This window comes from Thalassotalea agariperforans, assembly GCF_053470345.1.
This window is the reverse complement of sequence record NZ_JBQMWH010000001.1, coordinates 686,983-699,960: the sequence shown is the minus strand read 5'-3', so window position 1 is coordinate 699,960 and position 12,978 is coordinate 686,983. Positions and strand designations below refer to the sequence as shown.

Sequence of the window (12,978 nt, the reverse complement as noted above, 5' to 3'; positions counted from 1 at the left end):
TATTAAACTTCCTTCATTAATATTTCAGCACTCTTCTTTTGCGAATAGGGTATTTTTCCATCAACTTGCGCATACCCTACGGAAATCAGCATAATTGGTCGTAAATGGCCAGCTAGATTAAGTTTTTTGGTCATTTTCTTTTCAAAAAAGTCAATATCTGGCCAATTGATTGGGCAAGAAGATAACCCTAATGTTTCAAGCGATAACATTAATTGCATCGACACTAAACCACCATCAATATAAATAACATGCCGATCTTTCTCTGTAGGGTAAGCAGATAGATCACCGACAACAACAATCAAGGCTGGAATATTATCCGAAAAACCCGCAGTCCCCATAGCAATACCAGCTACTTCAGAAGCTTTATCCATATCGGTTATACAATAAAACTGAAATGGCTGACGATTACAAGCACTTGGTGCTTGAGACGCCATTTCAATTGCTTGTGCTAACAAATTTGAGCTTACCGGTCTTTGTTCATACCAACGTACAGAGCGACGTTGTTTAAATAAAAGCATCAGTTGTTCTTGCGAAACGTCAGACTTTATTCTGTTTTTATGTTGATATGGTAATGAGGCTTCATCACCATTAAAACTTTCTAACATCAAAGCTTCAAATTTAGATTTTGCTTTATCAATTGTCTGATTTTCGCCTACCACTGAAAAGTAGTTAACTAATACATCTTGCGCCCATTTTAATTCCTGACGACAAATAGTTTTACTTACAATACATTTGCCAAAACAATCAACGGTCTCTGCAATATAGCCTTCAGCAAAAATATTTCTGCGCGGCTGCATGATCAAACCTTTTTCTAAACGATGCGTATTTCTTCGCAATAAGATACTCGATTGATTAATACTATTTAATGACGCTCGATATTGTAAGCGCCCTAACAACACAGATTGGTGTTCTCGACGAAATTTAGAACTAAAAAAACAATAATAAATAGAGCTTAATAAAGGGTGTTTTGCAAAAAAGGGATAAATACTGTCATCTATTGCGACTACCGCCTCTTTTAATTTAATAATATAAGTTTTAGGTAGAATTTTACTTAACAGTGATTTCATAAACCGTGACTAACTTCTTTAGATTACCAAGCGATAAAGGCGAGAATTTTAGCTGATATAGGCGATAACAGCCAGTAAATTCTCTTTTGTAGTAAATTTAATATCAAACTATTTGTCTTGTTGCTTTATTATTTTCTTTTGCATTCTAATTACCTTCAACGCTAAATAAGAAAATAATGTACCACTAGCATACGGATACTTTAATTTACGTAAAAACCAACGATAAAAAGGTACTAATGAATACAACCCATTTTCATCGGTAAAATAATCTAGAATATTTCTCACTCTTAAGATTATAGGATGAAATTGGTCTTTAACATTACCGTAAATCGCCCTATCTCCTGAAACCTCTTGATATTTACTTTCTACAAATGTTTGCCAAAACTTTGAATCTAAGCGATATTCCAAAGCTACATTTTCCCAAAAGGTAATTTGCTTGTCATCCCATAACGGCATCCACCAATCTAAATTAAAAAAATCATAATACCGATTTGAATTTACAATAAATTTTGATTGTCGTTCTGAACATTCCCAAGCTTCAAATACTGATATAGCAAGGCATGGCTTTGGAAAGTCTAGAATAATAGCCTCTACTTGACTTTTTATTCGCTGATATAACTCTTTGTCACAACCTATATTTGAACGAGTTCTATAGTGCCTTGCTATGATCGCTTTAACTATTTTGTCTTCATTATCGCCAGCATCCAATCCAAGTAAATTTTTAGGTATGTGCCCGCCTGAGATAAAATCTCCTGTATGCCCAGGAACTACAACAGCATCTCTAGCGATAATACCTTTTTCAAATAATACCTTTATTGCAGGAAATACTTGAACATTAGGCACTGAAACATAATTACTAATAAATAGAATAAATTTCTCAAACACTTCGGTACTGGCAAGCTTTTTCCATAACGAACGGTCATACGGAACAAAATGCCACTCAAAACCTAGTGCTTTAGCAACCTTTTTACTAATAACAACTTCTTGACTATTTATTTTTCCAAAAGTAAAGGTAAGTACATTTGAATAGTTTAATGACTTAATATAGGTAGCAATTGCACGAGAATCATAGCCTCCACTTAACGGAATAACCAACTGTCGCTTACCGGCATATTGAATTAACTGTTCAATACTTTGCCGCATAACAATATCTAAATGATTTGTTATTTCTGACGGTGCAATTACATCATTATTATTTTTAGGTTTAAATTTAAAATAACTATTTAAATTTATAATACTGTTTTTATAACACAACAACGAACCGGCTGGCACTTGCTTGATTTTTTCGACTAAAGTGTTATTACCTGATATATAGCCAGCTTGCATCAATTCTTGTTCTGAAGCAGGAGATATCTGATGTTCTGGCAATTGTTCAACAAGCCATTGAACCCGATCAGATAATAACAGTTCATTGTTTTTGTGCGCATAAAATATTGGTCGACTTCTTAACCTATCTGTTGCAACAATAATCTGGGCATCATTAAAGACAATAAAACTATAAAAACCTGATAAGTTATTTAATAATTCATTTAATGTATTATTTTTTATTGCTGTAGCAACCAATGTATATAACTGCTCTACAGAAAGTAAGGTATTTCTGTAGAAACAAGCACCTATTAATGTAAATTTATTATCCAAAAAATATAATTGCCCACTACCACCATGAAAATTAACTTTATATTCCATATCAACTTTTGAACCTGCATTAATAGGCATTAAACAACAACCTCCATTTTTTTAACTTTTTGAGCACAAATACGGTGAGCTAATCCAATAATAACTAAGTTATGTAATACACTTATAGCTACAAACCAATATATCGCTGCTTGTTCATCTGCTAAATAATAGCCACCAAGAAAAAGAGCGGTAATACGAGTAGGTAAGGTGATCAAATTTATTAATAATGATTTTTTTTGCTGCTGATATGCAATAATTATTTTTAAACTAGGTACATTAATAAAGATCACAAAAGTCCAAATAGCTAGCCATTGTGCATAAACCCCCGCTTGAAACCACTGTTCACCAAATATAAACGCAAAAATATCAGGAGCCCATACTAAACTCACCACTAAAGGTATAAAGCCTAAAAGCGCTAACAGCGCTGTTGTGCGAAAAAAGTGTTTTTTTACTTTGGCATATTGTTGATTATTTATATCCTGCGCTATTCTACTGTAGAATACATCACCTATTGCTAAAGATACTAAGCTAATTGGTATAGCTAAAATAGTACGGCTAAATGTGTAAAAACCCGCAGAAACAGGTCCAAAAAACGCTGCCAATAACAATACAGGCACCCCCTGTGAGCAAGCATTAAAAAATGCCTGGGGTGATTGATACATTGGAAAGTCACGGTATTTTTTTAACAAAACAAACCAATTTCCCTGTTGTGAACCGTTATTTGTAACAACATCATTTTGCTTTGCTTGTGCTGGTTTAATTCGCCTAAATATTGGAGTAAACAACATTAATGCATTAAATAACGGATTTAATATTGCAATAAAAATCAACGTTGCAGCATAAGGAAATAAATAACCAATTAACAGCTTTAAAAAATTAATAATAATTGCATGTAATACGATCACTTTTGCTCTTAATGTAAATAATGAAAGCTTGGTTATCCAGTTTACCGCTACTTGCAAAAAACCGCTAAAAAGTACCAGCAATGGCACCCAATACAAATAGTTATTTGAGCTATCCGCATTTAAATAGCTAGTTAAAAAATCAATATTTACCGCGATTAACAGCCCTAATATTAAAACAAAAACAACGGTTGTTATCAGCGAAAGCTTTGTTATTTGAAGCGCTTCATTAGTATTTTTAGACAACACAATTGCCATAGGTAAGGTTAATGCGGCAATAGGAATTAACAAGTTAGCTAGTGATTGAAATATACCTAAATGACCAAAGGCTTCAGGCGAAAAAATTCGTGTTAATACTGGCGTAAATAAAAGTGCAATCAGCTGTGCGCCACCTGTGCCGGTTAACATGGCGATTATTGATTTGGCATCTTTGCCCACAACAAGCCTATAAAAGTAAAGAAAATTAAGGCGGCTATTAAACCATAAAGTCGCACAAAATTCGATACATATTAACAATCATACTCATTACATCAACACTATTTTTTAACAAAAAAAAACGACCCTAAGGTCGTTTTTAAAAAATCACTTAATTAGTAAGACTAATTATGGATTAATTTCACCTTCATAAGCATCGCTTAATAATGCCATACGACCGCCAGAGTTCAAGTTACTGTAACCAGTTGCTTTAATGTCAGCATCAGGTGCTGTAGTAGTAATTGTCAGGCTAATTGATGCACCACCTGCTGGTAAGCTAAGTGCTGTAGCAACATCATTTTCACTAATTTTAACTAATGAACCCGCTTTTGCTTTTTGTGTAATTGTACCTGAGTAGCTAGTACCATTACGACCGAAAGCAGATAATAAAATATCACCTTCTTGATCACCTGAGTTTGCTAACTCAAAGTTTGTAGTGATGTGGCTATAACCAATTGGCGCATATGGGAAGGTAATTTCTGAACCGTTTAAGTCCCAGATAAAGGCATCAGATGCTGAGCCTGAAGTACCTACTAAGTAGAAATCGTTAGTATCAGCTTCAGTTGGGTTAATCATCAACTTATAACCTAAGGTACGGGTTGCTAAGTTAGTTGCACCATCAACAGTAACAGCAATGCTTGCATCACTAATACCAACACCGTCTAAGTCCCAATCAGTTGTATCAAAAGCGCCTGAATCATCACCACCTACAACAACTGTTTCAGTGTATGCAATTGAAGCTACACCATTCAAGTTACCGGTAACTTCAGCAGTAAATGCTGCGGTTGTTTCATCAATACCTAAAGCAATAGTACCATCAACAGTTACGTCAACTACATAAGCAGTAGTAACAGCATCATTAAGAGCGTCAGAGAAATATTTACGTTGTTGCTCAACATCAATAGTATCAGTTACTGCTGTAGCGGTTACTGAAAATTGGTTAGCTGTAGTCACTAATGTTTTCGCGGTAGCAACAGGAGCAGTTAAAGAAACACCTGTGTCGTCTTTTGCTTCAGGTAATGCAACCGTTAAATCACCCGCACCAATCGTTGCTTTAGTAAATTTAGTCGTAATATTGGCAGCACCGTCAGGATCTGTATCATTAAAAACTAATACTTCAGAAGCAGTAAGTGCATTATCAGTAACTTTAAATAAAACCCACTCATAGTCGCCGTTTGAATCAGTGCCAAAGTCAACTAAGTCAGCAACAGGACTTGCAGCTGCTGGAACCACGGCACTTAAAGCTTCTATAGCTTGTATAGCAGTTGTAGTGTTTGCATAAGTATCAACTGCCAATGCGTTCACAGCCGCTTTGAATTTTGTAAGATCAAATTCGCTATCGTTATCAGCTTCATCTTCAGCAGCAGAAATCGCCGCAGCTTTAAGGGCTGCAGTATCAACAGCGTTATCAGCTGCATTAGCTACAAGCGCAATTGCCGCATCAACAGCACCTTCTATTGCAACAGCAGTAGTAGCATCGGCAAACGTCGTGATTTTTTGAAGTTCTAAACCAGTATCAGCACCAATAGCACCACCAGAAAAAGTAAACTTCAATGTATTATTAATACCTAAAGCAATACCTGGTTTGTAAGTAATACCGATACCCGCAGCTTGTAAATCACCAGTTAAAGCAGAACCCGTGTAAGCGTTTAAATACTCATTACCTACTTTGTATGCATCACCAGAAATGGTAATAGTACCAGCGGTTGCTGACCCTGTTGCAGCAACTAAAGCAGCTGCTAGTAATGTTTTCTTGAACATTTTTTTAAATCCTTATTTTTCATGAAAATGAATTTTACACATTTAGTTATTTATTAGCTAATTAATAACTAAACAAAAGTCATTATTTAACGTTAAATCAGTTCAACCTAATAATAGCCATACTAATATGACAATTATCAAGTTGAATCTAAAAGACAATTTAATCAAGATTAGTATAGGTGTCAACCACTATTTAACGATTTAATTATTTAATTAAATTAGTGTATTAGAGACGCCATGCTTTGATTGTTTTTTAACCTAAAAGAAATGTAATTCGTTAAATTCATTATTGCATCTCTTAAGTATTTGTTAGGTTAATTTTTAATAATTATTAAAAATTAACAAAAGCAATATAATCGATTATCAAAAATATCGTTTTATAACCCTAACTTATTCAATTTAACACGACCTTTAATTGATAGCGACGTTTAAACTGAAAAATATTATAGCCTTTAATCAGTAGTTTGATTTATTTACTATTTAATAAAGGTGCTTTATTTGTTTCCAGCTCACCAAAAGTTAAATAATCTAAACCTTGTTTAAATGACTCCGTTAACTCTTCCCATTGGTCTGTTCGGTCAATAACCTTAGGTGTGATTAACATTATTAATTCTGTTCTATTACTGCTATCACCGGTTGCTTTAAAAAGGTGACCAATAATAGGAAGGTCTGCTAACCACGGTGATTTTTTGTCACTTTGATTAATATTCTCACTGATCAAGCCACCTAAAATTATAGTTTGTCCACTTTGAGCCACTACTTCAGTGTCAATAGAGCGTTCAAATATATCAGGGTTTCCACCAGCCCCCGATGTGTCCTCAACGGTATTAGAGATACTTTGATTAATTTCCATTATGACTATACCTTGGGCATTAATTGACGGCGTTACCGAAATATCAACGCCGGTTTTACGATATTCAGAGCTGGTAGTTTGTCTGTCACCACTGACAGGATCTTGCGTTGTTTGGCCAATAACAGAAATTTGTGAACCTACGGTAATATTAGCTGGCACACCATCTCGTACTAATAATGTAGGGTTAGACAATACTTTAATTAAACTATTTGTTTGTAAAAAGTTTGCTGTTATATCTGCTTCGGTACCATTTATGGCGATATTAAAACCACCAATACCCGTCGCATTAAAAGCACCTTTAGTGCCCATGCTTAACTTGCCGCTATTAAGTGCCCATTCAACACCATATTTAAATTCATCTTTTAAGTTAACTTCCGCAATAGTTATGTCTAACATGACTTGTCGTGGTAGAACATCTAGTTTTTTAATTAACGGCAATAGTGCTTGATATTCACTACCTGATGTATAAAAAATAATCGCATTAGCTCTTTCATCAACCACTAAGGTAATATCATCATTACTCATACCTATACTACGGTTTGCCGAAGGGGCAACGCCGGTTGAGCTCTTTGATGTTGACGATTTAGTGCCACGATTTGTTGCTTGGGCACCACTCAATAACGCAGATACACTTTCCCCTAAATCAGTCGCTCGAGCAAACTGCGGATGATACATAAAGTATTGTTTACTTACACTTTGTAAAGGTTTATCAATAACCTTAGTCCAAAAACGCACTCTATTTAATAGCATGTCATCGGCAGCAAAAACTGCTATTGCGCCCACTTGCGCAATAGGCACCATAACTAAATTTTTACTGCCGGCTTTATTAGTTGCAATAGGAATACCTTCGTTTTCTAACAACGTGGTAATTTGCTTAGTATATTCTTCACTTTCGATATAGGTTAATGGAATTAACGCAATATGTTTGCCCCGATTACTCGGTGCATCTAACAAATGAATAAACTCTAATGAACGGATAATATCATCACGATTACCTTCTAAAAACAACGCACTCATATCAGCATCAGTACTAATTTGCACGCCGACCAATTGTCTTAATGCTTTTTCGATGGAAATTTTAACACCAAACTTTAATGGCACTATTTGTAAAATATCTTGTGATGTATTCGGTACCGATGATAATTCACGACCAATTGCCGTGATAACATTACGCCCCTTACTCTTTTTTTCCGGTTTGTGAATATAGTATAAATCATTACTAAACTGAACTGCTAAGCCACGCTGTGCCAATAAATCCTCAGTTAATTCCATTAACCTTTGTTGACTAATTTCTTCTTTAATATTCAGGGTTATTGCTTGATTTTTACTTTTTAAATCTTTGTCAATAATATAATTTACCGATAATAACTCACCAAACGTATAATGAATAAAGTCAATAACATCCATTTGATTAACAGAAAGCGTTAATGATGGCTTATTCGAAAACATAGCTGACAGTTGTTTAGATTCACTAATATCAACTCTTTTACGTGGCAGTGGTTCTAACATTTGAACATCATTAGATATTGAGGAAACTTGGTTTTCTGAAACGTAAGCTTGAGCTTTTTCCGTATTCTGATCTATAATCTGCTGTTGATTATCAGCTAAATAAGAATGTTTTAGCTTGAACCGTTCCTGTATGTTATTTTGTGTTACCTCTTCTGAAGTTGAGCTACAACCCAATAATATTAGCGTTAATAATGGTGCATAGATATATTTTTTGATTAATTTCATAATTATTTTTGCTCACTATCGTTGATAGCCATATTATTGGTTTTGTATAAAAAGAGGTCGATACGACGACCATCATCACTCTGCAATATAACTTTATTCGCTAAAATTTCATTTACTTGATAAATATCGAGTTTGTCAGATATGGTTATTTGAATAAGTTTGTTTTCACGTGTTTTGACATTTTGTTGTTGAACAACTGCAAATGCTTGTGCTTCTTTAAAAATACCAACTAGCAAATAACGCATGTCACCAACATAAATTTTGTCTAAATCTCCTTGCTGAGCCAATTTTTCAGCTTCAGACATACCTTTAACCTTATTTGCATTTATGATTTCTGCTTGTTCATAATTGTTTATTATTGTAATAATTTTTTTAGCTTGTTGTGGGCTAACCTTTAAATAATCCGGTGGTTTAATATTATCACTTTCCCATGATGTCTGTTCATTAGCCTCACCAATTGATAGTCGCGTTGTGATATCAAATAGTATCAAAATGACGATACACACCAACAGAGGATATAGTACTTTGCTGTTAAGAGTATTGGTATAATTAGCAACAATGTTATTTTTAAACATTAAAGCGCCTCTACATTTGAAGGTAAAATATACGCGCTAATAACTAAACTGCCATTAACTGTACCTAAAGATGTTTCATTCATTTTATCTATCTGTAACGTCCATTCAGCAATATTTAAAAACTTCGGCAATTGAGCTAACTTCATCTGTAATAAAGCAAAATCTTTAACTTTACCATTAAATACAATTTTAATTCGCTGCTCGGCAATTTCCCCAGGAATTTCAAGAATCCAGTTAAAATTACGTACTTTTACATGATGCTGCTCAAATAACTTTTCTATTTCCTGTTGAAATTCCAACTTAAACGTATTTATTGGCACATAATTATAATAGAGCGCTTCTAACGTTTTATTTTTTTGCTCGGTCGGTATTAATGTGTCAGTTATTATTGGGAGTCGAGCAATAACACCATTTGCTTTTACTAACCTTTTAGAGCTAGCTTCTATTTGCATTAACTGTTCTTGTTGCCAACTAAATATTGGTACGATAATAAATTGCATAACCAATAGCACTGCTAATATCGTCAACATAAATTTTCGTTTATTTTGAGGATGCATAATTACCTCCTTGAGCGGAGACTATATTGGTTGTAATCGTAGGGTGATATGCTGATTCCAAAACCGTTTTCGCTAAGGAGAAGGTAATTGTAAATTCATCTTTACCACGATGATTCCTCACTGGCGTAGAAAAGCCTGGTGCTATAACATAAGGATTTTTACTTAAATTAGCTAAAACATCTGTCGCTTTAATAGAGTCATTGGTAATAGCGCTCATTATTATTTTATTATTTTTAAATTGAAGTAATTTAATATTTACACCAACAGAGATGGTTTCTAACACTATCGGCCAAACATTCCAATATTCAACTTGATTCAACAATGGTTTACTTAATGCTTGCAGCCATTCTTTTTGCTCAATATATTGTTTTTGTAATTTTAATGCTTGCTCAACTTGTACTTTTTGAGACGTTAATTGTCCTTCAATATGATACTGTTTTAATATCAACCACGCACTAGTTATAGCTAAATAGACTGAAAATACTATGCTAGTAATAATCCCCGCTTGCTTCCATGGATAATCTTGCCAGTTGACTTTCTTTCTGGTGATAAAGAAATTTTGAAGCTCAACTAAAGCAAGTGATTTTAAACCTCGATATAATAATGCTGAAAATTCATTATTAGCTGATGAAAAAAAGTTTTCTTTAGTTAGGCTTACAGGTGATCCTGTAGAAAAGGCAAACTGTTCGACCGTTGATGTTTGCACCGATTGTATGCCGGAGGCAACACCTTGCCCTGTTTTTGATAAAAAAATTGTTTTATTGAAGCTTTCAATTTCTGCAAGGCTAATACCTGAGTCTAGCGCTTTAGCCAATAAGTAAGATTCAGGAATAACAACCCATGGCTGTGAGGATAAAATATCTAAAACGCTGGTTTTAAATACCCAAAAAGTAACACGATGACTTTGTTCATTGAGCCGTTCAATATGCTGTAATGTTATTCCTTGAAAAGGCGCTTTATTCTCTTCAAATTGTAACGCTTTTTTTAATTCTCTCTTATTGGAAATAGGGTATTCTTTTGAAGTTTCAAAGTAATGTTCTCTACCTAAAACCAACCAAGATATACGAGGAAGCTTTAAATTTTCAATAGGTTGAAGTATTACATTTAGTTTATCTGGACGTTGAAAAGAATATAGACGGTCAGCATAATAACCACCATTAGATGATAATACTGTTTCGATTAAATGAGTTAATCGCCATTTTGATTGTACCGTTTGTAGATTATTGACTGACTGCAATTCTTTGCTTCTTTTAATATAATACACCTAAACATGCGACGATGGATTATACACATACAGTTTAATTGTTGAAAGGGTATTTATTAGTTAAAAATAATTTAATTGTAACGTGATAATATCAACATAGGTCGTGATCTTTTCTGCTGAAGTTTAATTTCTAAAGTTTCTTGTAACTGAACTTCTTCAATAGCTACCTGAATTGTTATTCTTAAACTATTTCCACGATGCAATACCATAGTATCACTTTCAAAAAAGTCACCTAATAAAGTTGTCATAACTTCAGTGGTTAACTCATTTTTATCTCTTATCTTAATAATTTCATTTGCTATTTCCTGTTCTAAGATTAATACCAACAATGGTTCAGGGGCATTCATTGGGTTAAATCGGGTAACAGTATAATGCGAACTTATTGCTTTGATTAAATTTAATATGCTCTTTTCTTCTGAAAAAAACCATTCAATTTCTTGTATTAATTGTATAGGTTGATTTCGGTAAGGCTGACCATTTTCTAGAGACGTTAATTCTGTGCTTCCTATCATCCAAGAATCATCATCTTGATCTTGCCAATCGTTAATTTTTCCTTGCTTCTGTTTCGCTTCTTGTTCGGTTAAGCCCATTGCTACAAATGCTTTAGTCCATAATGGTAAATTCATATATTGTTGCGGTAACAATGCACTATTATCTTGTATGATTAACTTTACTTTAAATTTATCGGTTTGCTCAACAACAAACGGTTTCCCATAAAAGTTCCACGGTTCACTATTAGGAAACGCATTAATTTTTTGTGTAAAATCATTTTGAGTAAACAAAGTGTAAAACACCTTACTCTGTACTGACTTTATTATTTGGTTGGCTTTAACTCGCAACTCTAATGTTTCAGCCATTATAAGTTGTTCTCGTGCCGTATAACTAAATTGAATAGCTAGAATACTAATAATAGCACTAATTAATAATACCTGAATTAATGCTATTCCTTGCTGTGAACGCTTAAAACTTGACGATAATGGCATCATCATTTTATTCTTCAACGGCATAACGGTGTAGCATGTTTGGAATCGAATCCATTAATTGTGTATGAAGTAAAAAGTCGCCTTTATCCGAAGAAAACATGATTTTTATTTGTTCAGGTTGCAATTTAATTTCTAACGAATTGTATTCATCAAACCAGGCTTGAGGGCTAGGTTCCTCTAATGGGCTATCCGGTGTCCAATACTTACTTTCTGTTGATGGCCAGCCAAAGTATTGAAAGTTTACATCCTTTAATTTATCAAATAAAACAATTGGATCGCCAAAATTTATTGGTTGCTCTAAATTAATCAGTAATTGCTCTACCATTGTAGATTCTTGGTAAATTAATTGGTAAGAAAAATCTTCATTCTGTATAACTTGAAGTCTAATAACGGCTGCCGTTTCAGGATTAAATAACGAACGTAACGTTACTGCAACAAAACCATTTCTGTTACCTTCAAAGTATAAACTCGGTTCTTTGGTTTTGTTCGTAACAACATAAGATATAATGCTTTTTAACGATTCTTGAACAAGTATGAGCTGCTTTGCCGTTTTCATTGATTGATTAAAATGCCCTAACCTTCCATTCCAACGATCACTAAATAATGAATATGCTCCTGATGCAATTAGCAGTACCATGCTTAATAAGACCATTGAGACTAGCATCTCAACTAAGGTAAAGCCTTGATTACGTTTCACCAAGTAACCTCGCTAAACTGGTACTCTCTTACAGCTGTTTTTAACTTAAGCTCCATAGTAACAGCCCACAATTTGTATACTTTGTCACCTGATGACAACTCATCTAATGCTGCATCAAATATTAACGGAGCTTTGGCTTGTTGTATTGTAACGGCATTCCAGCTATAGGTTATTTCCCCCATAGTTCCTTTTCCAGATAATTGAGTTTGACTCAAAGAATCCTTAATTTCCAGACGAATATTTTCAGTAATTGGAGCTACTAATGCTACAAATTTCAAAGTTCGCTCAGCTTTAAAACTTGATAGCATTGCGCCTCGATAAACCATAGTCATGGTAGAAATAACTAAAAAAAGGATAAATGAAGCAACTAACACTTCAATAAGTGTGAAGCCCTTTTGATTATTGATTGCAGACAAAAATTTAGGAGCAGTCAT

The 12,978-nt window shown here is 34.0% G+C and carries 11 protein-coding genes; all 11 read right to left on the bottom strand.

Going from position 1 to position 12,978, the window contains the following annotated elements:
- Window positions 1-2: 2 nt before the first annotated feature.
- On the bottom strand, window positions 3-1,067 hold the full coding sequence (locus tag ACSLUO_RS03055; protein ID WP_448246077.1) for a nitroreductase family protein: 1,065 nt from the start codon (window positions 1,065-1,067) through the stop codon (window positions 3-5).
- Window positions 1,068-1,175: 108 nt separating this feature from the next.
- Window positions 1,176-2,783, bottom strand: coding sequence for an asparagine synthase-related protein (locus ACSLUO_RS03050; protein ID WP_448246075.1), 1,608 nt, complete (start codon window positions 2,781-2,783; stop codon window positions 1,176-1,178).
- Window positions 2,783-4,084 carry a lipopolysaccharide biosynthesis protein gene (locus ACSLUO_RS03045; RefSeq protein WP_448246073.1) on the bottom strand — a complete coding sequence of 434 codons (1,302 nt, stop codon included), beginning with the start codon at window positions 4,082-4,084 and terminating at the stop codon, window positions 2,783-2,785. The genes ACSLUO_RS03050 and ACSLUO_RS03045 overlap by 1 nt, the downstream gene beginning before the upstream one ends.
- A 165-nt stretch (window positions 4,085-4,249) precedes the next feature.
- On the bottom strand, window positions 4,250-5,881 hold the full coding sequence (locus tag ACSLUO_RS03040) for a Slr4 family S-layer protein (protein WP_448246072.1): 1,632 nt from the start codon (window positions 5,879-5,881) through the stop codon (window positions 4,250-4,252).
- Window positions 5,882-6,350: 469 nt separating this feature from the next.
- Complete coding sequence (locus ACSLUO_RS03035; protein ID WP_448246070.1) at window positions 6,351-8,468, bottom strand: secretin GspD/PilQ domain-containing protein; 2,118 nt, start codon at window positions 8,466-8,468, stop codon at window positions 6,351-6,353.
- Between the two features lie 2 nt (window positions 8,469-8,470).
- The gene (locus ACSLUO_RS03030) at window positions 8,471-9,043 is read right to left on the bottom strand and encodes a hypothetical protein (protein ID WP_448246068.1); all 573 of its coding nucleotides are present in this window, start codon (window positions 9,041-9,043) and stop codon (window positions 8,471-8,473) included.
- On the bottom strand, window positions 9,043-9,600 hold the full coding sequence (locus ACSLUO_RS03025) for a hypothetical protein (RefSeq protein ID WP_448246066.1): 558 nt from the start codon (window positions 9,598-9,600) through the stop codon (window positions 9,043-9,045). Before ACSLUO_RS03025 ends, ACSLUO_RS03030 begins: the two co-directional genes overlap by 1 nt.
- Window positions 9,584-10,864: a hypothetical protein gene (locus tag ACSLUO_RS03020; protein WP_448246064.1), complete on the bottom strand. Its 1,281-nt coding sequence runs from the start codon at window positions 10,862-10,864 to the stop codon at window positions 9,584-9,586. The genes ACSLUO_RS03025 and ACSLUO_RS03020 overlap by 17 nt, the downstream gene beginning before the upstream one ends.
- 71 nt (window positions 10,865-10,935) lie before the next feature.
- Window positions 10,936-11,853 carry a hypothetical protein gene (locus ACSLUO_RS03015; protein ID WP_448246063.1) on the bottom strand — a complete coding sequence of 306 codons (918 nt, stop codon included), beginning with the start codon at window positions 11,851-11,853 and terminating at the stop codon, window positions 10,936-10,938.
- Window position 11,854: 1 nt separating this feature from the next.
- Window positions 11,855-12,544: a PilW family protein gene (locus ACSLUO_RS03010; RefSeq protein WP_448246061.1), complete on the bottom strand. Its 690-nt coding sequence runs from the start codon at window positions 12,542-12,544 to the stop codon at window positions 11,855-11,857.
- Entirely contained in the window at window positions 12,541-12,978 is a 438-nt protein-coding gene (locus tag ACSLUO_RS03005; RefSeq protein ID WP_448246059.1) for a PilW family protein, read from the bottom strand. The genes ACSLUO_RS03010 and ACSLUO_RS03005 overlap by 4 nt, the downstream gene beginning before the upstream one ends.